This window comes from Sphingobium sp. DC-2 (genome assembly GCF_000722555.1).
In the GTDB taxonomy this organism is placed as follows: Bacteria; Pseudomonadota; Alphaproteobacteria; order Sphingomonadales; family Sphingomonadaceae; genus Sphingobium; species Sphingobium quisquiliarum.
This window is the reverse complement of the sequence record NZ_JNAC01000001.1, coordinates 14,073-36,945: the sequence shown is the minus strand read 5'-3', so window position 1 is coordinate 36,945 and position 22,873 is coordinate 14,073. Positions and strand designations below refer to the sequence as shown.

Annotated in this window: 22 protein-coding genes; 2 read left to right on the top strand and 20 right to left on the bottom strand. The window is 64.5% G+C overall.

Annotated features, from left to right (window positions below; translation table 11 throughout):
* Nucleotides 1-3: 3 nt before the first annotated feature.
* The 14 genes from ET21_RS0100170 to ET21_RS27990 all read right to left on the bottom strand — a co-directional run bounded on the left by ET21_RS0100170 (nt 4) and on the right by ET21_RS27990 (nt 14,825).
* The gene (locus ET21_RS0100170; protein ID WP_231746294.1) at nt 4-2,238 is read right to left on the bottom strand and encodes a TonB-dependent receptor; all 2,235 of its coding nucleotides are present in this window, start codon (nt 2,236-2,238) and stop codon (nt 4-6) included.
* Nucleotides 2,239-2,305: 67 nt separating this feature from the next.
* Entirely contained in the window at nt 2,306-2,704 is a 399-nt protein-coding gene (locus ET21_RS0100165; RefSeq protein ID WP_231746293.1) for a DUF2946 family protein, read from the bottom strand.
* Nucleotides 2,705-2,764: 60 nt separating this feature from the next.
* A complete protein-coding gene (locus tag ET21_RS0100160; protein ID WP_021246259.1) occupies nt 2,765-4,003 on the bottom strand; it encodes a TolC family protein in 1,239 nt (412 codons plus the stop codon).
* Nucleotides 4,003-4,302, bottom strand: coding sequence for a DUF3240 family protein (locus ET21_RS0100155; RefSeq protein ID WP_021246260.1), 300 nt, complete (start codon nt 4,300-4,302; stop codon nt 4,003-4,005). Before ET21_RS0100155 ends, ET21_RS0100160 begins: the two co-directional genes overlap by 1 nt.
* Entirely contained in the window at nt 4,295-7,366 is a 3,072-nt protein-coding gene (locus tag ET21_RS0100150) for an efflux RND transporter permease subunit (protein WP_030538175.1), read from the bottom strand. The genes ET21_RS0100155 and ET21_RS0100150 overlap by 8 nt, the downstream gene beginning before the upstream one ends.
* A gap of 9 nt (nt 7,367-7,375) precedes the next feature.
* Complete coding sequence (locus tag ET21_RS0100145; RefSeq protein WP_030093018.1) at nt 7,376-8,488, bottom strand: efflux RND transporter periplasmic adaptor subunit; 1,113 nt, start codon at nt 8,486-8,488, stop codon at nt 7,376-7,378.
* Nucleotides 8,489-8,545: 57 nt separating this feature from the next.
* Nucleotides 8,546-9,562, bottom strand: a complete 1,017-nt coding sequence (locus tag ET21_RS0100140) for a HAMP domain-containing sensor histidine kinase (RefSeq protein ID WP_030538174.1) — start codon at nt 9,560-9,562, stop codon at nt 8,546-8,548.
* Nucleotides 9,559-10,236, bottom strand: coding sequence for a response regulator transcription factor (locus ET21_RS0100135; protein WP_021246264.1), 678 nt, complete (start codon nt 10,234-10,236; stop codon nt 9,559-9,561). The genes ET21_RS0100140 and ET21_RS0100135 overlap by 4 nt, the downstream gene beginning before the upstream one ends.
* Nucleotides 10,237-10,314: 78 nt before the next feature.
* Complete coding sequence (locus ET21_RS0100130; RefSeq protein ID WP_030538173.1) at nt 10,315-11,004, bottom strand: cytochrome b/b6 domain-containing protein; 690 nt, start codon at nt 11,002-11,004, stop codon at nt 10,315-10,317.
* Nucleotides 11,005-11,076: 72 nt separating this feature from the next.
* Nucleotides 11,077-11,778 (bottom strand): VIT family protein, encoded by a 702-nt coding sequence (locus ET21_RS0100125; RefSeq protein ID WP_030538172.1) that lies wholly within the window; start codon nt 11,776-11,778, stop codon nt 11,077-11,079.
* Nucleotides 11,779-11,971: 193 nt separating this feature from the next.
* Complete coding sequence (locus ET21_RS0100120) at nt 11,972-12,223, bottom strand: hypothetical protein (protein ID WP_021246267.1); 252 nt, start codon at nt 12,221-12,223, stop codon at nt 11,972-11,974.
* A 494-nt stretch (nt 12,224-12,717) separates the two neighbouring features.
* On the bottom strand, nt 12,718-13,368 hold the full coding sequence (locus ET21_RS26315; RefSeq protein WP_051767860.1) for a hypothetical protein: 651 nt from the start codon (nt 13,366-13,368) through the stop codon (nt 12,718-12,720).
* A 121-nt stretch (nt 13,369-13,489) separates the two neighbouring features.
* Nucleotides 13,490-14,518: a L,D-transpeptidase gene (locus ET21_RS0100110; RefSeq protein ID WP_232037387.1), complete on the bottom strand. Its 1,029-nt coding sequence runs from the start codon at nt 14,516-14,518 to the stop codon at nt 13,490-13,492.
* A gap of 64 nt (nt 14,519-14,582) precedes the next feature.
* Nucleotides 14,583-14,825, bottom strand: a complete 243-nt coding sequence (locus ET21_RS27990; RefSeq protein ID WP_162180676.1) for a hypothetical protein — start codon at nt 14,823-14,825, stop codon at nt 14,583-14,585.
* Between ET21_RS27990 and ET21_RS0100105 the strand changes: the two genes are divergently transcribed.
* Both ET21_RS0100105 and ET21_RS0100100 read left to right on the top strand, forming a co-directional pair.
* Nucleotides 14,712-15,569, top strand: a complete 858-nt coding sequence (locus ET21_RS0100105) for a universal stress protein (protein WP_021690797.1) — start codon at nt 14,712-14,714, stop codon at nt 15,567-15,569. The genes ET21_RS27990 and ET21_RS0100105 overlap by 114 nt on opposite strands.
* A 44-nt stretch (nt 15,570-15,613) precedes the next feature.
* Nucleotides 15,614-17,116 (top strand): phospholipase D family protein, encoded by a 1,503-nt coding sequence (locus ET21_RS0100100; protein WP_051743722.1) that lies wholly within the window; start codon nt 15,614-15,616, stop codon nt 17,114-17,116.
* Between the two features lie 84 nt (nt 17,117-17,200).
* On the opposite strand, the gene ET21_RS0100095 is transcribed toward ET21_RS0100100, so the two are convergent.
* The 6 genes from ET21_RS0100095 to ET21_RS0100070 all read right to left on the bottom strand — a co-directional run bounded on the left by ET21_RS0100095 (nt 17,201) and on the right by ET21_RS0100070 (nt 22,872).
* On the bottom strand, nt 17,201-17,785 hold the full coding sequence (locus ET21_RS0100095; RefSeq protein ID WP_021246272.1) for a hypothetical protein: 585 nt from the start codon (nt 17,783-17,785) through the stop codon (nt 17,201-17,203).
* An 81-nt stretch (nt 17,786-17,866) separates the two neighbouring features.
* The gene (locus ET21_RS0100090; RefSeq protein WP_021246273.1) at nt 17,867-18,277 is read right to left on the bottom strand and encodes a DUF2147 domain-containing protein; all 411 of its coding nucleotides are present in this window, start codon (nt 18,275-18,277) and stop codon (nt 17,867-17,869) included.
* A gap of 50 nt (nt 18,278-18,327) precedes the next feature.
* Nucleotides 18,328-18,861, bottom strand: a complete 534-nt coding sequence (locus ET21_RS0100085; RefSeq protein ID WP_086400778.1) for an HdeD family acid-resistance protein — start codon at nt 18,859-18,861, stop codon at nt 18,328-18,330.
* Nucleotides 18,862-19,040: 179 nt separating this feature from the next.
* Nucleotides 19,041-20,264, bottom strand: a complete 1,224-nt coding sequence (locus ET21_RS0100080; protein ID WP_030090399.1) for a phospholipase A — start codon at nt 20,262-20,264, stop codon at nt 19,041-19,043.
* Nucleotides 20,261-21,454: an acetate/propionate family kinase gene (locus ET21_RS0100075; RefSeq protein WP_030090400.1), complete on the bottom strand. Its 1,194-nt coding sequence runs from the start codon at nt 21,452-21,454 to the stop codon at nt 20,261-20,263. The genes ET21_RS0100080 and ET21_RS0100075 overlap by 4 nt, the downstream gene beginning before the upstream one ends.
* Nucleotides 21,451-22,872 carry a bifunctional enoyl-CoA hydratase/phosphate acetyltransferase gene (locus ET21_RS0100070; RefSeq protein ID WP_030090401.1) on the bottom strand — a complete coding sequence of 474 codons (1,422 nt, stop codon included), beginning with the start codon at nt 22,870-22,872 and terminating at the stop codon, nt 21,451-21,453. Before ET21_RS0100070 ends, ET21_RS0100075 begins: the two co-directional genes overlap by 4 nt.
* Between the last annotated feature and the right edge of the window lies 1 nt (nt 22,873).

Sequence of the window (22,873 nt, the reverse complement as noted above, 5' to 3'; positions counted from 1 at the left end):
CGCTCAAAACGCAATCGTGATCCCGGCGTTGACCGATCGCCCCCGGCCCGGAACCGGGCGGCGCACGCCGGTCGCCTTCAGATCGCCGAGCGACATGCCGCTAAGCGGAGCATAATAGGCCTTGTCGAACAGATTGTCGGCGCCGAGCGTCAGGCGAACCTTGTCGATGCGATAGGCGAGCTGGACATTGAGCAGCGCGTAGCTGCCCGTCCGCGGTTCGTTGCGGGTCGGATCGGCGCGATCCTTTTCCGTCACGATGTCGAGGTCAATCCGGGTTTCGAGGCCGCCGATCCGATGCTCGAGGCTCAGCGCCGCATTGAACGGCATCTGGTGATAGAGCGGTGCGTGGTCGGTCAGATTCTGGCCGTGCAGCCAGCTCGCGCGCGCGGTCAGACGCGCGGTGCCGGCCGACGACGATGACCATAGCGGCACGGCGCCCGATATGTCGATGCCGTAGATCTCTGCCTTCTGGTTGGCGAACTGCAATTGAACGAACCCGGTCGGACTGCCCATCATGTCGGTGAAGTCCGCCAGCTTAAAGGCGTCGATATATTCGTCGACATGGGTGTAATAGGGCGCGATCTTGAACGACCAGCCATCCTTGCCGCCTCCGGAAATGGCCAGGGCGGCGCTCAGCGTATCGGCCTTTTCGGGGCGAAGGTCGAGGTTGCCGACATAGCCGTTCCCGTCGCCGAACCACCCGATCATGCGGCTCGCCATGCTGCCCCGGCCCCAGCTATAGCGCTCGTAGATATTGGGCGAGCGAACCTTGCGGGCATAGCCGATCTCGATATCCGCCCCGTCCGAAAGCGCGTAGCGGACCAGCAGGCTGCCGCTCCAATTGCTGTCGTGGCGCTTGCGGTCGGCCTTGTTGAACGCCGCTGCCGCCATGACATCGGCCATCTGCATCATGCCGGTGCCATAGGGCGCGACCTTGCCGGTGTTCATCCAGACCTGATCGTTACGGATGCCGGCGATGAGGGAGAAACCGCTATCCCAGCGCGTTTCCCACTCGAGGAAGGTGCCGAGCCGATCGCGCTTGGCCCCGTTGACGTTGATGAACGCATTCGGCCCCATCATCATATTGCCCACAACGGGCGGCCAATAGTCGTTGAGCCATTGATGCTGGAATTCGCTGCCCAGGCGCAGCGTGCCGCCGCCGAGCAATATATCCGCCTGGACGGTATAGCTCGCGCTGTGGACCTCCGTGTTCATCGGCATCCCGCCGGTCGCGGTCCCGCCCTTGTCGGCGAGGAAGTTCATGACGTGGTCGGTGTCGCGCCAGCTCGCCCGCACATCGAGATTGCCCCAATCGAAGACGCCGGCATAATGGCCGTTCAGGAACCACGACTTGTTGGACGTCATGTCCATATATTGGTTCGGGAAACCCTCATAGGGCGCGAAATGATAGCCGCCTTTCAGCTCGATCAGGCCGTTGCTGACTTGCGCTGCGAGATTGAGGCTGTGGTCGGTCTTGGCATATTCGCTGGATCGCACGACGCCCAGCGAGCCGCCGCCCTTGAAATTGTCGGCTTGAGTGTAGGAGCCATTGTAAGTCAGGCTGACCTTGTCGCTCGCGGCCGTCACTGACAGGGCGCCGCCGAACCCGTCGCCATTGCTGCGATAGAAGGCCGAGGTTTCGCCGGTCAGCAGCGTTTCCCCTTGCTTAGCAAAGCGGGGCGGAGCGCTCTCGACGCGAATGATCCCGCCGATGCTGTCGCCGCCATAGCTGACTGGCGAAACGCCGGTAATGACGTCGATCGCGCTCACGGTTTGCGGATCGGTGTAGGACAGGGGCGGATTCATATCGTTCGGACAGGCCGAGGCAATCGCCACGCCGTCGACCAGCACGGTCAAGCGCTGCGCTTCAAGGCCCCGGATCACCGGCAAGGTCGAGAAGCCCCCGGCCCCATAGCCGCTGACGCCGGGTACGCTTTGCAGGATCGCTGCGGTATCGCTCGAGCCGACCTGAAGGTCGCGCAGGCGCGAGGGGGAAAGCCGCTCACCCGAAACCGTCGACCCCGCCTCGCTCGCCGAGCTAACGTCGACCTCTGGCAGCGGCGTCCCGTCCTGGGCGAAGGCTCGCGAGATGGGGGCGCCCGCCAGCACAGCGACGAGTGCGGGAAAAGCGAAGCTCCCGGCGAGGCGAACCTTGAAAGTTGGTTGCTTGCTGGTGGAGCGAGCGAAGGCAGGCATGGTGGTTGCCGCGCAATGCGCGGAATCAAGCATAATCGTCATGTCGGAATCCTGATTCACATGCGGCGCCCCGGCGAGGGGCGCCCATCAACGGGGAATGTCGAAGGAATCAGGTGGTGGGAGGACCGATCGCCGGCGGGCGCAGATAGGTGCCGCGCCGGAGGACTAGGCGGTTTGGACGCCGAAAAACCGTTGCGAGGATGAAGGCGAGGGCGACGGCTAGGAGCAGCGCATCGACGGCCGCGAGCGATGGCGAGGACAGGCCGGTAAAGGCGCAAGGCGCTTCCGCCTTCTTGTGCTCGTCATGGTCCTGCTCGCCGCCTTTGCTCGGCAACTTGATTGCGATCTTCTGAGGCCCTTGCCCCGAGCACAGCTGGACCAGGATCACGCCATTCGAGACGACCGGCATGAAACCCGCCGGCACCAACGCCTTCACGAGCAGCGCAGCGCCTAGCAGGAGCGCGCACAGCCAATGGTGCCGGACAAGGAATTTGCGAGCTTCGGTCACGCAGCATCCTCTAAGTGCAGGCTCGTTTCATGTCGAGAATGTTTGCTTGCCGTATGTTAGCTAGTCGTGCCCCGCTTCATCTGGTGCCCAGATGCTGTGGGAATCGATCTGGATCTTGAGCAGAGCACGATCGGCTTCGGAGCGCGCCTCGATTTCCATTCGGCGCGCGTCATTGGCCTGCCGGCGGGCATAGAGCATATCGGAGAGGTCGATCTGCCCGAGTTGGTAACCGCGCACCGTCCTTTCGGCGGCGTCGCCGGCGCTGCGCGCCGAAGCGTCGGCATTGCGCCAGGCATCGAGCCGGGTGTGCGCGTTGGAAAGGTCGGCATTGGCGGTCGCCTCGATGCTGCGCTGCACGGCCGCGAGTTCCATGCGCGCGGCATTGGCCTCGGCTGACGCCTGATCGGCTGCGGCTCTGCGATAGCCACCGCCGAGCGGGATTAAAGCCACCACGCCCGCGCCGGCTTCCGCGCCGCCGCGCTCGCTGAACAGGCGGACGCCGAAGCTCGGGTCTGCGATGCGATCCGCTCGCACCCGACGCGAAGTCACGTTCAGACGCTGCGCTTCCTTGTCGGCGGCGCGGATCTCGTGACTGCGCTCGATTACCAGGTCGCGCATCGCTTCCAGCCCCTGGGCGGGCAGCATGGGGTCGGCCAGTTCTGGTGGTTCGGAGGGGAGCGGGATTTCCGGAAAGGACGCTGCGAAGGTCACGCGCGCCTGTTCGCGCAGCGAGAGTGACGATGCGGCCTGCGCGCGCGCCTGAGCCAGCGCCGCCTGCGCCTGGTCGAGGTCGAGTTGGGCGGCGTCTCGCAGCGTGACCCGCCGCTTTATGGCGGCGATTGCCTCCTCCAGCCCGCGGACGCTGTCGAGATCGTTGCGATAATGGCTTCCCGCAGTGAGCCAGTCGTGCCAATAGCCGGCCAGCAGCAGCGCGGTTTGATGGCGGACATCCTCCATCTGGTTTTCCGCGACCTCAATGCCGAGCGCACCGGCTTCGCGGTCGAGCGCGGCCTTGCCCGGCAGGCGGAATGGGCGGCTGATTGTCGTATCGAATTCGTCGAACCCGCCTTCGCGATCGACGGTTCGGCGAATGTAGCTGCCGCTCACCGTCACTTCGTGGGGGCCTTTGCGCAGCATATCGCCGCGTGCCCGTGCGGCTTCGACGCGCGCAATTGCGGCGGCGACGCTGGGGTGATTGTCGAGCGCTTCGTTGACCTTGTCGGCAGGCGGCAGATCGGTATGCTGGGCCAGGGCAGGCGCGGCCGTCAGAAGGCCGAGAGCGGCGAGTACGATCCGCATCAGGCGATCCTTCCATGATCGAGCAGGGGCGTCGTGCGCCACCGGACCGGCAGATCGCGCCGCGCGTCTTTTACGGTGCGGAGCAGGTCGGGCACCGCGTCCGCGCTCACGATCAGTTCGAGCGTCGAACGCTTCAATTCGCCCGACACGCGCTCGGCGGTTCCCGCATCGCCAAAATCGCGACCTCGCACAGCTTCCCCGCGGACATGGATTGGCGTGGGGGAGACGGCGCGGATCGCGTCCACGAGAAGCTCGGTATCGCGGGTGGCGCAATGGAGGGTGAACAGCAGGTCAGGCATTAGCGGCCTCCCCGGCGCTTTCCCCGAAGCGCTCGAACAGGATCGGCAGCAGGACCAGCGTCAGCAAAGTGGAGGTAATGAGGCCGCCGATCACCACGATCGCGAGCGGCCGCTGGATCTCGGACCCCGGCCCGCTGGCGAACAGCAGGGGGACGAGGCCGAAGGCCGTGATGCCGGCAGTCATCAGCACCGGTCGCAGCCGACGCTGCGCGCCCAGGCGCACGGTCTCGGCCATACCCACCCCGTCGGCGCGCAACTGGCGGAAATAGGCCACCAGCACCAACCCATTGAGCACGGCGATGCCGAGCAGGGCGATGAACCCCACCGACGCCGGGACCGAGAGATACTCGCCCGACAGCCACAGCGAGATCAGCCCGCCGACCATCGCGAAGGGGATGTTGGAGAGGATCAGCAGCGCGGCGCGCAATGAGCGCAGCGCCGCCAGCAGGACGAGGAAGATCAACACCAGCGCTACGGGCACCACCATCATCAGCCGGGCCGATGCGCGCTGCTGGTTCTCGAACTGACCGCCCCAGACGATGCTGTAGCCTGCCGGTAGCCGTACCTTGGCGGTGACCTGCGCCTTCGCCTCATCGACATAGCCGACCAGATCGCGGCCGGAGACGAAGGCCTGCACCAGCGCGAAGCGCGAGCCGTTCTCGTGATCGAGCTTCACCGGTCCCTGCGTGCGCTCCACCCGCGCCATGTCGCTGACACGCGCCAGCGTGCCATCGGGCGTGCGCAATTGCAGGTCGGCGAAACGGGCCGGATCGCTCCGGATGCCGTCGTCACCGCGAATGACGATCGGAATGCGTTTCTGACCTTCGGCCACGACCCCGGACCGCACGCCCTCGACCTGTCCGCGCAGCGCGTCCTGGAGCTGGTCGACCGGCATCCCGAACCGCCCCGCTGCCGCGCGGTCGATGTCGAGTTGGAGATAGTCCACATTGTCGTTGGCGACCGTCAGGACCTCCGATGAGCCGTGGATGCCGGACAGGATATGCTGGATCCGACCCGCGAGCTCGGCGAGCGTTGCGGTGTCAGGCCCGAAAATCTTGACCGCTAGATCGCCGCGCGCGCCGGTGAGCATCTCCGAGACGCGCATCTCGATCGGCTGGGTGAAACTCGATTGGATACCGGGCAGGCCGTCCAGCGCCTTGCGCATTTCCCCGACGACGAAATCCTTGTCCCCGCGCCATTGCGAGCGCGGCTTCAACTGGACGAAGCTGTCGGTCTCGTTCGGTCCCATCGGATCGAGACCGATCTCGTCGGAGCCGACGCGGGCGATCACGTCCTCCACCTCCGGCACGGTGCGGAGCGCGCGCTGCACCGCCATGTCGCCGGCCACCGATTGGTCCAGGCTGATCGAGGGCAGCTTGGTAAGCTGCACGATCACCGAGCCTTCGTCCATCGTCGGCATGAAGGTCTTCCCGGCCGCGCCATAAGCGAGGCCCGCCAGCACCAGCCCGGTGGCGGAGAGACCATAGACCAGCTTCTTGTGCGCGAACGCCGCGTCGAGCAGCGCCTGGTAGCGTGGGCCGATCTGCCGCATGATCCATGGCTCACCATGATGGCCGCTCCTGAGGCTGAAGGAGGCAAGGACCGGCACCAGCGTCAGGGCGAGCAGCAGGGAGCCCGCGAGCGCGAAGACGATGGTGAGCGCGACGGGCGCGAACAGCTTGCCCTCCAGCCCCTGCAGCGAAAGCAGGGGCAGGAACACGAGCGCGATGATGACGATGCCCGCCGACACCGGCACGATCACCTCGCTGGTTGCGCGGAATACGTGGTTGAGTCGGGGCGTGTCCTCGCCCTGGGCATGGCTCAGGCGCTCGACGACATTCTCGACCACCACCACCGCGCCGTCGACCAGCATCCCGATCGCGATGGCGAGCCCGCCGAGGCTCATGAGGTTCGCGGACAGCCCCATGCCGCGCATGAACAGGAAGGTGATGAGCGCGGCCATCGGCAGGGTCGCCGCGACGATCGTGGCCGCACGCCAGTCGCCGAGGAACAGGATCAGCAGCACGACGACCAGCACGGTCGCTTCCAGCAGCGCCTCCTCGACCGTGCCGACCGCGCGCCCGATCAGATCGGAGCGATCGTAGAAGACATGGATCTGCGTGCCTGCGGGCAAGCTGTGCTGAAGCCCGGCAAGCCGCGTCCGCACGCCATCGACCACCGCCCGCGCATCCGCGCCGCGCAGCGCGATCACCAGGCCCTCCACCGCCTCGGCCTTGCCGCCGCGCGTCACCGCCCCATAGCGGGTGAGGCTGCCGGTGCCGACTGTGGCGACGTCGCCCAGGCGGACGATGCGGCCGTCCCGGCTGGCGATGACCAGCGTTTGCAGATCCTCCACGCTGCGGATCGCGCCCACGGCTCGGACGATCAGCGATTCCTCGCCATCGGTCAGGCGCCCCGCGCCGTCATTGCGATTGCCGCTTTCGATCGCGGTGCGCAGATCGGAGATCGAGAGCTTCGCGCTCGCCAGCGCCACCGGATCAGGCCGGACCTCGAAGGTACGAACATAGCCGCCCAGCGCGTTCACGTCCGCGACGCCGGGCACTGTGCGCAGCGCCGGGCGGATCGTCCAGTCGAGCAGTTCGCGTTTCTGCTGGAGAGACAGCGGCCCTTCGATCGTGAACATGTAGACGTCGGACAGGGGCGTCGAGATCGGCGCGAGACCGCCGGTCACGGCAGCAGGCAGATCGCCCGTCACGCCCGCCAGCCGTTCGGCGACCTGTTGGCGCGCCCAGTAGATGTCGGTGCCGTCGGTAAAGTCGATGGTTATGTCGGCGATGGCATATTTGGCGCTCGAGCGCAGGATCGCCTGGTTGGGAATGCCGAGCATCTCCGTCTCGATCGGCGTGATGACGCGGCTCTCGACCTCCTCCGGCGTCATGCCGGGGGCTTTGAGGATCAGCTTCACCTGGGTCTGCGCGATGTTGGGATAGGCATCGACCGGCAAGTTGACAAAAGCCCAGACCCCGAGCCCGGCCGTGGCGGCGGCAAGGATCAGGACGAGCAGACGATAGGACAGCGCGGTGGCGACAAGCGAACGCAGCATCGGGAGAGCCTATTGCGCGGTGGCGAGCGCCTTGAGCGCGCTCGTACCGGAAACCACCACCTGTTCACCGGGCCTGATCCCGGAGAGCAGCACCGTGCGGCCATCACTGCCGCTGCCGCCGGTCACGGCGCGCACGGCAAAGCCGCCGCGCGCGGTCACGAACACAACCGGCTTGCCGTCGATCATGGTGACCGCCGTATCGGGCACGCTGACCGCGCCCGCCGGCGCCGGGCCGACGATGACGATGCTGGTTGCGCGCCCCGCGACAACACCGGGTCCGGCCGGAATCTCCGCCTTGAGGCCGGCCGAACGGGTCGCGGGATCGATGGCCGTTCCCACCGCGACGATCCGGCCGGTGAGGTTGGGAAGTAGCCGCACGCTCATGCCGGGGCGCACTTGCCCGATCAGCCGTTCGGGCAATTGGCCGACCACTTCATAGCGATCCGTCGCGTCGATCACATAGGGCGCGGTGGTGCCGTCCACCGGATTGCCGGTCTGGATGGAGGCGCTGGTGACGCGACCCGCGATAGGAGCCGTCAGCGTATAGGAGCCGCTGGCGCCATGACCGCCCACCATCGCCAGGATGCGCGACTTTTCCGAAACGTCGGCGCGAGCCTCGGCTGCGATGGCATTGGCTTCGTCAGCGCGCGCGCCTGCGATGATGCCTTCGCGGCTGAGCAGGGAGAGCCGCGCGGCATTGGCCTCGGCTACGCCACGCCGCGCGTTCGCGCGGCTGAGGTCCGCGCCGATCGTCAGCACGTCGCGGCTGGCGATGATCGCCAGCGGCTGGCCCCGCCGCACGCTGTCGCCCTCGACCACGAGAGTCCGCAACACGGTGCCGGGAAAGGTCGCGGCCACCGCCACCCGGGCGTTGGCGGGAGGCTCGATCATCGCGGGGATGGTGGCGAGCGCCGCATCCGCGGCTGCCGTCGCGGGCATAAGGCGGATACCCATCTGCGCGGCGCGGCGCGCATCCACCGCCAGGATCCCATCTGTCGGTTGGGCGTTGCTTGCCGGCGCGGAGTTGCCCGTCTCGACCGGTCGACTGGCGAACCACCACAGGCCTGATAGAATCAAGGCGATCGTCGCGGCGCCCGCAATGAGGGTGTATCGTCTGGACATGCGCTCGGGCTAGGGAGCGTTCCTGACCGAACCCTGACGGGATATGAGGATTGAAGATCAGGTCGCGGGAAAACGCAGCACCAGTTCACGGTCGGCCGGATCGGTCTCAAGCGTGCCGCCATGGGCCGCCATGATCCGGTCGACGATAGCGAGGCCGAGGCCGGCGCCATCCTTGCTCGCATGGTCGGCGCGGCGGTGGCGTTGCACAAGGTCGCGCAACCTTTCGAGCGCCAGCCCAGGGCCCTCGTCCCGCACGCCCAATAGCGCGTGGGGGCCGGCGAAGACCTGGATCGTGCCACCAGCCGGCGTCACGCGCGCGGCATTCTCGATCAGATTGCGCAGCGCTGCCGCAATCGCTTCGCGCCTGCCGTTCACGACCGCAGCCTGACCGCGGGTATCGAACGCGATCAGCTTGCCTTGTGCGATGATCCCCGGCGCCACGGCGCTGACGACCTCGCTCGCCACATCCGCGAGTGACACCTGTTCGGGAGCGGTCTGGGCGGCCTCCGCCGCGTCGATCTGCGCGAGCAGCATGAGTTGGTCGATCAGCCGGCGCATGGCCGCCACGTCTTCCTTGAGGCGCGCGCCGTCGTCATAGTCAAGCCGGTCGAGTTCGAGAGACAGGAGGGCGAGCGGCGTGCGCAACTCGTGCGCGACGTCGGCGGCGAACGCTTCCTGCCGCCGCGCGGCCTGATCGAGCCGCGCCAACAGATCGTTGACCGCATAGACGAAGGGTAGCGCCTCGGCGGGCATTTGCGACGCATCGATGCGGAACCCTCGTTCGTGGCCCTGTGCAGCCTCGATCCGGGCGGCGGCATCTTCCAGCGGTGCGAAGGCCTGGCGGATCACTCGGAGCACCATGATCGCGACGGGAACGAGCAGGACGACAAGCGGCAGAGCGACATGCTCAAGCATTTCCTTGATCGCGCGGATCATCGCCGCGCGTGCATCGAGATGTGTGAAGGTGACACTGTAGAAGAAGGCGACCGCCGCCAGCAGCAGAACGGTGCCCGCCACACCAATCAGGCCCAAACCGCGTTTGAGGCGCCGTGAGATGGAGCGCTGCACGGTCATGCCTTCCCGTCCTTCAGCATATAGCCGACACCCCGAACGGTATGGAGCGCGCCGGCCACGCCCGTGTCTTCGAGCTTGCGGCGCAGACGCGAAATGGCGGCTTCGACCGCATTGGGGGTCACCGGATCGTTGAAGCTGTAGAGCGCGTTCTCGATCACTTCGCGATGGACCACCGTGCCGGCTCGCCGCATCAGCAGTTCCAGAAGGTCCGCCTCGCGGCGCGAAAGGTCGATCTCGCGATCGCCAATGCTGGCAGAGCGGCTTGCCGTGTCGAAACGCAGCATGCCGACTTCGATGACGGGCTGGGTTCGAACGCCAGGCCGGCGCAGCAGGGCGCGGATGCGCGCGGCGAGCTCGTCGATCTCGAAGGGTTTGACGATATAATCGTCTGCGCCGGAATCGAGACCGGTGACGCGATCCTCCAGCGCCCCACGCGCGGTCTGGATGATGGCAGGCGGCATCTGCTGATATTTTCGGCGGCTCGCGAGCCAGTCGATCCCGTCGCCGTCGGGCAGGCCGAGGTCGAGTATGATGGCATCATAGCTCGCGCTGCCCATCGCAGCGTCGGCTTGTGCGAGATCATGGGCAACATCGCACACGAAGCCCCGGCGCTGAAGACCGTCGGCGATCAGTGCCGCCATTCGCTCATTATCTTCGACGATGAGAAGGCGCATGGGTTTAATGTAGACTTTCCACCAGGAACGAAAGGCAAGAAGGATTGAAGCTTTCTACCAGACCATCAACCGATGTTTTCAATCCCTTTCCTCGTGCGAACCGTGATGGGAATGGCGTTGCTGCGGCGCGAAGGCGGTCGGATCCACCATGACAATGGCGATGATTGCCAGAACGATCGCTGCGGCACCAAGTAGAGCCGCAAACAAGCCTGGTCCCCGAGCCTCACGCACATTCGGATAGAGGCTGTTCTTCTTGCGGCCGCTGATCATCGCGCGAACAAGGTTTTCGCCGGTGAGCAGCGACATCAACAGCACGGCGCCGACATGAAGCCCGATCAAAGCAAGCAGGCTGTAGGCGAGGGTTTCATGAAGGTCTTTGTCCATGCCGCCTGCCGCAACGCTGCTGCCGCTCCAGATGACGATTCCGGTCAATCCGATCAGCGCCACGACTGCGATCGCGCCCAGTGGATTATGACCCACGGAACGTCGAGGATGGCCAGCTAGAAGGTCGCGTGCATGGGTGGCGATTGCTGTTGGCCGAATGAAATTCACGAACCGGGCATGCTCGCCTCCGACGAAGCCCCAGATCAGACGGAACGCAAGCAAGGCAGCAGCAGACCATCCTGCGACCATATGCCACGATGCGATCGGACTATCGTCGTCGGAAGAGAGAAACGCGATCGAGATCGCTAGGACCAGCAGCCAATGGAATAGCCGTAGCGGCGTGTCCCAAACCTTGAATGTCCTTGTATATTCAGAATTTGTCATCACGTTCGCCTTTCCAGCTGGAAGGGCTACGGGTGTTCACTGACCGAATCCTGACGATGTGAGCAGCGTGGTTCAAACCACTGTTCCGAACAGCCTCCCGATGCCCGCGGTCGCAGCCAGGGCCAGCGCGCCCCAGAATGTGACCCGTAGGATTGATTTCATGGGGCGGGCGCCCCCGGCCCAGGCGCCAAGCGCGCCCAGCAGTGCGAGAAACAACAGGGTTGCCGCGACCTCGATTGCGACGAGGCTATCATGCGGAACGACGGCGACCAACAACAGGGGCATGAGGGCGCCTGTGCTGAAAGTTGCGGCGGATGTGAGCGCGGCCTGGATAGGGCGGGCGGTCACGACTTCGGAAATGCCGAGTTCGTCGCGGGCATGCGCGGCCAGCGCATCCTTTGCCATTAGTTCGTCGGCTACCTGCCGGGCCAGTTCCTCATTCAGACCGCGTTTGACATAGATGTCCGCCAGTTCCTGATGCTCGAGCACCGGTTGAACGGCGAGTTCACCTCTTTCCCGGGCGAGGTCGGCATTCTCCGTGTCCGCCTGAGAGCTGACCGAGACATATTCGCCGGCGGCCATCGACATGGCGCCTGCCACCAGCGCCGCCATCCCTGCGACCAGGATATTGGCCTTGCCCGCGCCGGAGGCTGCGACGCCGACGATGAGGCTCGCGGTCGAAACGATCCCATCATTGGCTCCCAGCACTGCCGCGCGTAGCCAGCCGATGCGTGACACCGCATGGCGTTCGGGATGGGATCTTAGTCGGCTCATGGTGTCCTTCGTAAAATGCCGTGAAAAAGTTCAACAGTCTTTCCTGACGAAACCCTGACGATGATTGGTAGCCGGCATAGCTCAGCAATCCCTACTTGAATCGGTCTACATTTGTCGCACCACGCTGAAATCGGCACTCGGTGAAGGGGCCGTCACGCTTGAATCCATAGAGATTGGAGAGACCCGGCCTAGTTCATGTGATCATGGCCTCCTGCAGGCGGCTCATGAGAGGCAGCGCCAATTCCAGATCATCCGGTTCGACGGCTGCCTCCAATATGGTTTCGACGTGCATGACGGCTATGTTCACAGCTTTGGCCTTCGCATGACCGCGGGGATCGATTTCGGAATCCGTCTTCTTGCGAAACTTCGGGGTGAAGAGACTGCAAAAATTACGTAACTCGCGATCGAATATGATCCAGCCCCCCGTTCGATACGGGTCGTCCACGTAATGCGAGTCCTGAACTAATCGCGACAGCGCGTGCGATTATGGGTGAGGATGCGGCCTATCAGGCCGCTTTGATCGCTGCGGAACGTCGCGTATGAGTGAGAGGCGCGTTAGAGGGGCTTACAAGCCGCATCAGCTTCCAGCCCAGGAAATAGCGGAACGGGAGCCGAACTGGGCAAGGATAACTTGCACTGCGTCGCTCAATAACTGCGGCAATCCCCATTCGGATAACGGAAACCGAGCGTATATTGCGAGATGAAGTGATACGGCCTTCCGCTCGAACATGATCGCCGTCGCTGGACAATGGAAGCCGTGGACCGAAAGGGAGGTCCACGAAATCGTAGCCCGATCACGGGAAAGGAATTATCTTTCCCGATTGCTGACCCACATGCTTGCCGTTTTTCGCTGGCGGATGATCGAACAAGATTGGCGGCGCCTCCTCTCGCTGCTTGCTCCGTCAAAGTGAGCGGTTTCGCGCGGGCATCGTCCCCAGTCTACCGTTTCGGCGCCTTTGGGCGCTGCGCGCGGATTTCCGCCAGCAGCACGCCAAGATATTTCTCAGCTTCGGCAGCTTCGCTTTCGGGATAGGCGGCCGTCATGCGTCCGCTCCAATAGCCATAGTCGACTGTCGTCAGGCTGGAACGCCATGGTTTGCCGTCGCGATAGCCGGTGAAAGTTCCGCGATAGGCCTTGAGGCGGCGATTGGTTGGGATCGTCGCCGGTCCTTCCGACACGATGGTCGGCGCGGCAAAATGGGACATCGTAGCCTGACGCATGATCATATAGTGGTCGCGTGGCGACATCTGGTCGATATGGACCACCGCCATCCGCACCACGATGCGATCGTCGCCGGTGCCGAGTGGCCGGTCGTAGCCGATGGCGATATACTCGCAGCCCGGATCGAATGCCCGTTCCCTGAGGCGGGTAAAGCCCTCGAATTCCTCCGGGAAGCGCAGGCCGCTGGCCACGTGGACAAGAGTTGTGCCGTCCGGCGCCAACTCAAATCCGTCGGGTACCGCGATTGCCGTGGCGTCGGCCGAAGGCGGCGCAGCGGGCGCGGTTTCAGCCAGTGACGGAGCCGCCGAGGACAGCCCCAGCAGGATGGCGGCGGCAAGGGAAACTGGAACGCGCAATGATCGGGACATCGAAGTCAAATCCTCTGGTGAGTATGTCGTAATTAGGCCGGTCTTCGCAATTATGGCAGGGGGCTGTTTGGAATCAGGCGGTAAGACGCTGCGATGGACGCGAAGTCGGGATTGCGCAACGTCATCGTTCGTTTGTATCCGCTTGGGCATCCTCGCCCGTGAGCACGGTCAGGGATGTGCCTGTACTCCCGCTTTCGAGGGTATCGGCCGTGACGATCAGCGTGCTTCCCGGTTTGAGCACCGACAGCAGGCCCCGTCTGAAGTCCTCGGGAAGGATTAGCCGCTCCCGGTCCTGCCGCGAGACTTCCCCCGTCTGTGCACCGCCAAATACAGGGAGGAACATCCAATGCGTCCCGTGTTCGTCGATGGAGGCGAGGTTGAAGGCCTGAAGGCCGGAGATCTTGCCGCGGATGGCGACAGGCGCCGAACCGATTTCGATGCCGTTTCGCAACACCACGGCGCGCTGGTCCGCCGCGCTGACGATTATGGAGATCGGCCCTGTGAGTGCTTTCTCTGGCTGCCAGACCGTCAAAAAGGCATTCCCGAACGACGAGCGCCGGGCCGTATCCTGCAGGATACGGGGAGCTGGGGCAAAGCGCGGAATCTCGCTTGCCTGCGTGATGATGACCGTCAGGCCAAGCTGCGTGACATCATAGAGGTGCTCGGCGAACGTCAGGGGAAACCGGATGCATCCGTGCGAGGCGGGATAGCCCGGAAGATTGCCGGCGTGCATGGCAATCCCGTCCCAGGTGAGGCGCTGCATGTAGGGCATCGGCGCGTCATTGTAGAGGTTCGATCTGTGCGCGACTTTCTTTTGGAGGATGGTGAAAACCCCGGTCGGCGTTTCGTGGCCGGCTGCGCCGGTGGAAACGGTCGAGATGCCGATCAGGACGCCGTTGCGATAGACATAGGCCCGCTGCCTGGCGAGGCTGACGATGATGACCACCGGACCATCGGGAGCCGCTTCGGGCGCCCACAGGAACTCTCCTGGCCGTAACGCTTCCACGCTCGCCGCGATCGATCCTGGATCAAGCGCCATAGCGCGGATCGGAGCGGCGGTCAGGCAGAGCGCGGCAGTCATGGTGCCGGCAAGAAGCGTTCGGCGCGAGAAGCGTGTCGATGGTGCGTGGGATGCGCCGGCCGTTGCCACGGCAGTGAGCGTCGGGGTTCGCAATATGATGTCTGGTGTTGTGATTTTATCCATCCTCTTCTGATCAGGCCATAATATCGGTCTGCTTCGCGACGGCCAGCGAATCCTTGCCGAAGAACATTTCTGTCCGTCCTGCAAATACACGGCGACACGTTCCTTGGTTGGCGGACCACTGCTGATATGTTGCGTCGATATGACCCCGCGAACGATTCTGTTTCCAACCGATTTTAGCGGTCGCTGCGACCGAGCCCGCGACCGCGCGATACAGCTGGCGAGCGAGTGGCGCGCACATCTGGTTCTTCTCCACGTTCAGAGGGATCCCGATCCCGCAGACATGCTCGACGGACTGCAGGCCGCCGAGAGTCGCCTTCATGCCCGCTTGCGGGCGGAGGTGGCGGACCCGGATATTCCGGTCGAGACACGCCTCGCCACCGGCGCCGTCTCGCAGGCGGTGCTGGAAGCGTCAACCGCATGCGGGGCGGATCTCATCGTGACCGGCATCTCGCGCCATGACGATATCGGGGATTTCCTGATCGGCACGACCGTGGAGCGCATGATACGCCATGCTCATGCGCCGGTGCTTATCGTGAAGGAAAAGACCCAGCACCACTATCGCCGGGTCTTGGTCGCAACCGATTTCTCCGGCTGCTCGGCCCAGGCGCTTCGCACGGCCATGGCCGCATTCCCCGCTGCCGAGATCACTCTCGTTCACGCCTATCACGTGCCGCTGGAGGCACTTCGGGGCCGGGAAGGGCCGGCAGCTGCGCTGCAGGCCAGGATAGCCTATGATCTGGATGCCTTTCTGGACAGGACCGATCTGCCCGCCGACGCACGCGACAGGCTGGATATCAATGTCGACTATGGCGAGGTTTGCGAGGTTGTCCGCAATCATGTGAAGCTGAGCGAAACCGACCTGGCCGTGATCGGAACGCACGGTCGATCGGCCCTGACGGTGGCGGTGCTCGGCAGCACGGCGCGGGCGCTGCTCAGCCGTCTCGATTGCGATGTCCTGCTCGTGCGCCAGCAGCCGCAGGCGGATGCTGCCGTCTGATCCGGATCGTCATCCTTGCCTGCCTGGGCTTCGTCGCGGCGTCGATGCTCGCGACTTGGGTCTACGGCCTGTTCGCCAGTCGCGCGCAGGGGGAGCCTTCCTACGCACTGTCGATCGAACGCGGCCGGACGCCGCTCGATCAGCGTATCGGCGCCACGACGGATGCGCACCCCGGTGAGAGCGGCCTGCTTTTGCTGGACGAGAATCTCGACGCCTTCGCGGCACGTGGATTGTCGGCGCGCAAGGTCGAGCGCTCGCTCGATCTGATGTATTACATCTGGCACGACGATCTGACCGGCCGCCTTCTTCTGGCCGAGGCCCTGTCCGCGGCCGATCGCGGCGTCAGGGTGCGGATCCTGATCGACGACATCGGCACCAGCCATACATCTGATGCGATGATCGCCATGGCGCATCATCCGCATATCGAGATCCGTATCTTCAACCCGACCCGGGCGCGGCAGGGCGGCTTGCGGCGCGGCATCGAAATGATGCTGCGCGCCTTCAGCGTGACCCGGCGCATGCACAACAAGGCCTGGATCGCTGATGGCCGCGTTGCCATCCTTGGCGGGCGCAATATCGGCGACGCCTATTTCGATGCCGCGACGCAAACCAATTTCCGCGACATGGACGTGCTGGTGATGGGGCCAGCCGTCGCCCAGACGGAGAAGATCTTCGACGATTACTGGAACAGCGGCCTGGCGTTGCCGGTCGATAGGCTTTCGCCCTTGAAAGATCCTGGCGCGGCGCTGACGCGGATCGCCGCCGAATTGAGCAACGCTGCCAATGAGGCTGCCGCGCGCCCCTATCTGGAGCGCATCGCCAAACGGCTCTCGCTTCTCGATCCCGAGACCACGCGGCCCGACTGGACTCGCGCCGCCCGCGTGATCGCCGATCCGCCGCGCAAGGTGCTGGGCAAGGAGGGCAAGAACTGGCTGATGCACGACCTGCTGCCGGTCTTCGATGCGGCGCGGGAAAGGCTTGAAATCACTTCGCCCTATTTCATCCCCGGCGAGGAAGGCACGGCGGCGCTCGCCGCGATTGCGGCAAAGGGGGTTTCGGTCTCGGTCCTGACCAATTCTCTTGCGGCAACCGATGTCGCCGCGGTCCATGGCGGTTATGCGCGCTACCGTGTTCCGCTGCTCGAGGCAGGGATCAAGCTCTGGGAATTGCGCCCCGAGCATCAGGAGCGGGACTTTTCCCTGCGAGGATCGAGCCGGGCAAGCCTGCACACCAAGGCTTTCACTGCCGACGGGCATATGGGGTTCATCGGCTCGATGAACCTGGATCCTCGTTCGGCTTCCCTCAACACGGAAATGGGCGTCCTCTTCGAGTCCGAGGCCCTGGCCCGGAAGATGGCTGCCATCTGGCAGCGCGATACCGCGCCCTCCCGCAGCTATGAGGTCTGTCTGACGTCGGATGGCGACGTGGCATGGGCCGGGAGCCGGAACGGCGTGCCCGTCCGATACGACCGGGAACCGGAAGCCTCGTTCTGGCGCAGACTAACCGCACAGGCCATTGGCCTTCTGCCGCTGGAATCGCAGCTTTGACCCAAGCAGGCTTTCGGCGCCGTCTTCAATTTTGCGTGTTGCCGACGAATGGACCGTCTGCGACGGGGACCTGTTTCCTTGAGATCATGCGCTTGAGCGCGGATCGTTGTCGGAGCGCAGAAATCTGCTCCAGTCGATCTGGGCGAGCGCAGCAAGCAGGATGATCATGCCGATCTGCATCGCGATGCCCCACGGACTGGTGAGGCGCTCGGTAAAGACGTCACCCAGGCTCGATTTGCGGATCACGCCTGCTGTCGCGGCATAGATCGAATAGGAGACGAGACGCCCGACGAAAAACGCTGCTGTGAACTTCCCCAGCCTGATACCCGCAAGGCCGGCCGCTTCGAACAGTTGCGCCGAGGGAAGCGGAGAGAGCGCGAACAACGCGAGCCCGAAAATCGCGCTTTTCGGTCGGTCCTCGACGACTTTTTTCGCTGCTTCGAGGTTGCGCTTTTGTTTCGCGGGCAAATAGTCCTTGAGAAATCGAAAGCCCCAGGCAAGCAGCAAACGTCCAAGAGCGGCCGCGAGCGCGCCAATGAACACGATCAAGGCGACAGGCAGATCGGTCGTCAGGCCATAGAGAACGATGATCGACCATGTCGGGGGACCGAACGCGGGCAACAGGTTGATACCAAGGACGATCAGGAAGAGAATCAGGCACGCGGTCATTTCGCCTTCGGCGTTATCGCATTTGCGCAGGGTCAGCGAGCCGGATGGGAGAGGTGTCTTTCAGCCTGTCAATCCATGCGTCTACTTCTCGACGCGCGTCCAGATCTGCGACCGGCACCCGATGCGCCCGACGAGGCAGCCGTTCGCCTCGAGCCTGTTGCTGTCGAGTACCGTGACGCGCCCGGTGAAGGTCCGGCCGATATCGGGCACGAAAACGCGGCCGCGCCACACGCCGGGCTGCTCCTGCTCGAAATCACGAAACAGCTGTGCGCCCACCAGAGGATCCGGGCTGCCCTTGCGCGCATCGGCTTTCGCCTTGTCGTTAGCCCAGACGACGACACCGCACATCCTGTCGTCGCACGGTTGCGCGCGGATATGCACACTGTTTGCAGGGTTGCGCCAGATAGTCCCGGAAATGCTCGATGCCGGAGCATTTCCGACCGTTGCCGCCAGGATGAGCAAGACCGAAAGCGGTTTGTATCCTCCGATCATCCTGGCGTTTCCTTTGTTGTTCGGGGCAGGGCACCCTTGCCGCACTAAGTCTATAGCTTACCGATGCGGCGCAGACCCATGGCGAGGATGATGAGGAAGGTTCCTCGCAGCAGGAAGCTCAGGCCGACCGCCAATGCCAGGAAGGCAAGTCCGGTCGCGGGATCGCTGAACAGGAGGAGACCGCCCAGAACAGTGTCGAGAACGCCGAGTAGCAGGCGCCAGCCCCGGTCATGCGCAGACTGGAATGCGCCGACGATTTCGAAAACGCCGATGATGAGCAACCAGGCGCCGATCAGCGCGACGAGCGTCAAGGCCCCGGCGAAGGGATTGAAGAAAGTGATGGCGGCCGCGACGAGGCTCAGCACGCCGAGGAGGATCTCGATCCAGCGTGCGCGCCGGGAGAGCGAGGACAACCCGGCCGCGATAGCCAGTATTCCGTATATGAGGAGCGCCACGGCAAGGAAAACACCTGTCGCGAAGCCCGTCGCGATTGGGTTGAGGAGCGCAAAAACGCCGATCAGGATCACGAGCAGCCCATAAGCCAGGACCCAGCCCCAACTGGTCTCCAATGCCGGGTCGGCCATACCATAGGGGCTGGAATAGCGCCTCGATTGTGACGGCATGTGAAGGGCTCCTTCTTGGTGACTCGGAACTTTTGCTGTGAGCGTGTCGACTATTGCCAGAGTGCAACCTCAAGTCGAGCAGGAAGCGCTGATGTCGCAGGAGGCGTCGCTCAAGTGCGTGATGTGCATGAAGGCGGGTTTCAACGCACCAGTGCCACGCCCAGACGAAAACGGGTCGTATGGCGATCATAGTCGAGCAGATTCTCGCCATAGCCGATGAAGCTCTGGCCGAAGAGATAGAAGTCGGGTCCCCCGCCCAATAGCCGCGAGAGCGGATAGGAAAAATCGGCGGCGAGTGCGCCTTTGCCGCTGGAGACGCTGAACCGCGTGGATGTCGTAAGGCGTAGGCCGTCATCTTTCCCGACTTCCAGGAAGAGCGAGCTATTGCCTCTGTAGCGGCGGATATCGGGATTGTCGGATTTGTCGCCGACAAGGAGGGAGAAGCGCGGAGCTACCGACAGGCGATAGCCGCCGCCGAGCGGGAAGGCGGCCATCGGCGCCACATAGAGCGTGTTGAGGCTGCGGGAATCGAGACCGGAGCGACCGTTGGATTCATGGCGAAAGCCGCCCTGTGCGCTCAGCGAGATGCCGCGTGTCAACGTAGCTGAAGGGGTCAGGTAGAAGAGTTCCGGCTGATAGTCGATGTTACGAAACGGCGAGGAATCCGCGCCAAGATCCCAGAACATGCGCTGGGTATAGGCAAAATGCAGTCCGTCGCGCCAGGAAAGTGGCAAGCCCTGGGCGCGTCTCGTTCCGAAAATCTGATATTTGAAGCTGATCTGGATGCGTGCGGCGCTGTCGGTGCCCGGACCATAGACAGCATAGATCGGTTCATAGGCCGACAGGTTGGCGAAAAAGGCGTTGCCCGCCGACCGGTCCGAGGGAGGCGGCACAGCCTTGTTTTCCAACCCCGGCGCGTTGGGAGGCCCGGATTGCGCGGAGGTGTTCGTGGCTATTTGCGCCCCTCGGTCCGCGGGCCGCAATGCCAGCGTGATCTGCCGCGTGCCCCATGCGGGAACGGAGATCGCGGCGCCTTCCAGCGACAGATTGGTCCTCCGCGCAAGCCGGTAGGTCGCGCGCGTGAAACCGCCAGGTGGAATGATCGGGTTTGGAGGCGTCGTCGCCATGCGCTCCAGCCAGGCGGTGCGAGAGACGCCGCTCTGCTCCACCTGCGCTTCGATGCGGTCCGGAAGGGCCATGCCCTGCGGATCGCCGCTGTCATTGAGCAGGCGCAGATCGACTAGGACAGCGCCGGTTTCGTCCTCCTGCCCGGCATCGCTGATCAGGATTTCGACGGGCGATGCGGCATGAGCCGCGGCAGGGACGGCAAGCGCGATGGTGGCAAGGCTTATCGCGCGCCTCATGATGGATTCTCCCCCAGCACGTGCAAGGTGTGGAGCGCGATCATCCGTTCCTCGTCGGTGGGAATGACGCGCACCGCGACATGGCTGCCGGGCGTGCTGACAAGCGGGGCGCCGGCAGCGTTCGCCTGTTCGTCGAGTTCCACGCCCAGCCATGCGAGGCGTGCGCAGATACGCTGGCGCATCGCGGCGTCGTTCTCTCCGATCCCGGCGGTGAAGACGATGCCGTCCAGCCCGCCCATCGACGAGGCGAGCGCGGCCGTCTCGCGCGCGGCGCGCCAGGCGAACAGCGCCATGGCTTCTTCCGCTTCCGGCGCATCGCTGGCCGCGAGCGCCCGCATGTCGCTCGACAGGCCGGACACGCCGAGCAGGCCGGACTGCCGGTAAAGCATGTCCTCCACATCGGCCGCGCTCATGCCCATGCGGAGCTGAAAGTGCAGGATCACGCCGGGATCGATAGTGCCGCAGCGCGTGCCCATCACCAGGCCGTCGAGCGCAGTGAAGCCCATGGTCGTATCGACGCTCCTGCAGTCCCGCATGGCGCAGAGGCTGGCCCCGTTGCCCAGGTGCGCCGCGACCACGCGGCCCGCGGCCAGCGCCGGGTCGATCTCCGCGAGACGCATTGCGACATATTCATAGGACAGGCCGTGAAAGCCGTAGCGGCGGATGCCCTGATCGTGGAACTTGCGCGGGATGGCCAGGCGCGAGGCGACGTCCGGCTTGTCGTGGTGGAAGGCCGTATCGAAGCAGGCGACCTGCGGCAGGTCGGGTTTCAGCTTCGCGATCGCGCGGATCGCCGCGAGGTTGTGCGGCTGATGCAGCGGGGCGAGGGGGCACAGCGTTTCCAGCCTGTCCAGCAGGTCGGCATCGACCAGGCGGGGCGTGACGAAGTCCAGGCCGCCATGCACCACGCGATGGCCGATGGCGATCACGTCCCGCCCTTCCAGCGGATGGTCTCCTGCCCAGGCGAAGAGGTCCATAAGCAGGTCGGCATGGCTGAGCGCGGCGCCGTCCGGCCAGTCCCGCTCGATGAGCGTTTCCCCCGTCGCGGAGCGGGCCCGCAGGCTGGGCGCGATGCCGATCTTCTCGATCTTGCCGCCTGCCGAGAGCGTCAGCCCGTCCCGGCCATCGAGCGTGAACAGCGAGAACTTGATGCTGGACGAACCGGAGTTGATGGCGACGACGGCTTTCATGCGCTCGCCGCTCCCGGCAGGCCGGGCGCGGCCTTGGTGGCGGCGCGCGCCATCAGCACCGCGACCGCGCAGGAGGCGAGGCGGGTGCGCAGGCTGTCGGCCCGGCTGGTGAGGATGATCGGCACGCGCGCGCCCATCACGATGCCCGCCGCGTCCGCGCCGCCCAGGAACGTCAACTGCTTGGCCAGCATATTGCCCGCTTCCAGGTTGGGCACGACGAGGATTTCGGCCTTGCCCGCCACCAGCGAGACGATGCCTTTCTCCTTGGCGGCGGCTTCGCTGATCGCGTTGTCGAAAGCCAGGGGCCCGTCCAGAATGCCGCCCGTGATCTGCCCGCGATCCGCCATCTTGCACAGGGCGGCAGCGTCCAGCGTGGATTGCATCGCGGGATTGACCGTCTCCACGGCGGAAAGGATCGCCACTTTCGGCTTCTCGATGCCGATGACATGGGCAAGGTCGATGGCGTTGCGGATGATGTCCGCCTTTTCATCGAGCGTCGGGGCGATGTTGATCGCGGCATCCGTGATGATGAGCGGCGTCGGATGGCCCGGCACGTCCATGATATAGGCATGGCTGATCCGCCGTTCGGTCCGCAGGCCCGTGGCGGAGCGCACGATGGCGCCCATCAGTTCGTCGGTATGGAGCGAGCCTTTCATCAACAGCTTCGCTTCGCCGCCGCGCACCAGGTCCACGGCCTTTGCCGCCGCTTCGTGGCTATGGGCGGCGGATACGATGCGGAAAGGCGAAATGTCCTTGCCGGCGTCTTCGGCCGCCTTGCGGATCTTCGCTTCCGGCCCGACCAGGATCGGCATGATGAGATTGGCTTCGGCGGCTTCAATCGCGGCCAGCATGGCGGCCGCGCTGCAGGGATGAGCCACCGCCGTCGGTTCCGGCACGCCATTGGCGGTCATCTCGATCAGCTTGCGGTAGCCGTCATGGTCGCGCAGGCTGACCTCCGGCAGCGCCGCACGGGGGCGGCGGACCTTCTCGGCCGGCGCCTTGACTTCGGCCTGGCCGCTGATGACTTCCTCGCCGTCCTGGTTGACGCAGCGGCAATCGAACAGGATATCATGGTGCGCGCGTTTTTCCGCCACCGTCACCGACGCCGTGATCGTGTCGCCAAGGCCTACCGGCCGCGTGAACTGCAGCGACTGGCTGAGATAGATCGCGCCGGGGCCGGGCAGTTCGGTGCCCAGCACGGCGGAGATGAGACCGCCGCCCCATAGTCCGTGCGCGATGACGCGGCGGAACATGTCGGTCGCGGCATAGTCGGCGTCCATATGCGCCGGGTTCACGTCGCCGGACACGAGCGCGAAAAGCTGGATGTCCTCTTCGGTCAGCGTGCGCGAGATACTGGCGGTATCGCCCACTTTTATCTCGTCGAAGGTGCGGTTCTCGATCATGGTTCCGTCAGTCATT

What these genes read in the sequence shown, in the direction of transcription:
- ET21_RS0100085 (WP_086400778.1), bottom strand. Translation starts at nt 18,861, where the DNA reads ATGGCCGACCCGGCATTGGAGACCAGTTGGGGCTGGGTCCTGGCTTAT.
- ET21_RS0100155 (WP_021246260.1), bottom strand. Translation starts at nt 4,302, where the DNA reads ATGCCTGACCTGCTGTTCACCCTCCATTGCGCCACCCGCGATACCGAG.
- ET21_RS0100145 (WP_030093018.1), bottom strand. Translation starts at nt 8,488, where the DNA reads ATGTCCAGACGATACACCCTCATTGCGGGCGCCGCGACGATCGCCTTG.
- ET21_RS0100075 (WP_030090400.1), bottom strand. Translation starts at nt 21,454, where the DNA reads ATGAAAGCCGTCGTCGCCATCAACTCCGGTTCGTCCAGCATCAAGTTC.
- ET21_RS0100130 (WP_030538173.1), bottom strand. Translation starts at nt 11,004, where the DNA reads ATGACAAATTCTGAATATACAAGGACATTCAAGGTTTGGGACACGCCG.
- ET21_RS0100125 (WP_030538172.1), bottom strand. Translation starts at nt 11,778, where the DNA reads ATGAGCCGACTAAGATCCCATCCCGAACGCCATGCGGTGTCACGCATC.
- ET21_RS0100170 (WP_231746294.1), bottom strand. Translation starts at nt 2,238, where the DNA reads ATGACGATTATGCTTGATTCCGCGCATTGCGCGGCAACCACCATGCCT.
- ET21_RS0100135 (WP_021246264.1), bottom strand. Translation starts at nt 10,236, where the DNA reads ATGCGCCTTCTCATCGTCGAAGATAATGAGCGAATGGCGGCACTGATC.
- ET21_RS0100095 (WP_021246272.1), bottom strand. Translation starts at nt 17,785, where the DNA reads ATGACCGCGTGCCTGATTCTCTTCCTGATCGTCCTTGGTATCAACCTG.
- ET21_RS0100080 (WP_030090399.1), bottom strand. Translation starts at nt 20,264, where the DNA reads ATGAGGCGCGCGATAAGCCTTGCCACCATCGCGCTTGCCGTCCCTGCC.
- ET21_RS0100140 (WP_030538174.1), bottom strand. Translation starts at nt 9,562, where the DNA reads ATGACCGTGCAGCGCTCCATCTCACGGCGCCTCAAACGCGGTTTGGGC.
- ET21_RS0100150 (WP_030538175.1), bottom strand. Translation starts at nt 7,366, where the DNA reads ATGCTGCGTTCGCTTGTCGCCACCGCGCTGTCCTATCGTCTGCTCGTC.
- ET21_RS0100090 (WP_021246273.1), bottom strand. Translation starts at nt 18,277, where the DNA reads ATGATCGGAGGATACAAACCGCTTTCGGTCTTGCTCATCCTGGCGGCA.
- ET21_RS0100070 (WP_030090401.1), bottom strand. Translation starts at nt 22,872, where the DNA reads ATGACTGACGGAACCATGATCGAGAACCGCACCTTCGACGAGATAAAA.
- ET21_RS0100160 (WP_021246259.1), bottom strand. Translation starts at nt 4,003, where the DNA reads ATGCGGATCGTACTCGCCGCTCTCGGCCTTCTGACGGCCGCGCCTGCC.
- ET21_RS0100105 (WP_021690797.1), top strand. Translation starts at nt 14,712, where the DNA reads ATGACCCCGCGAACGATTCTGTTTCCAACCGATTTTAGCGGTCGCTGC.
- ET21_RS0100100 (WP_051743722.1), top strand. Translation starts at nt 15,614, where the DNA reads ATGCTCGCGACTTGGGTCTACGGCCTGTTCGCCAGTCGCGCGCAGGGG.
- ET21_RS26315 (WP_051767860.1), bottom strand. Translation starts at nt 13,368, where the DNA reads ATGTCCCGATCATTGCGCGTTCCAGTTTCCCTTGCCGCCGCCATCCTG.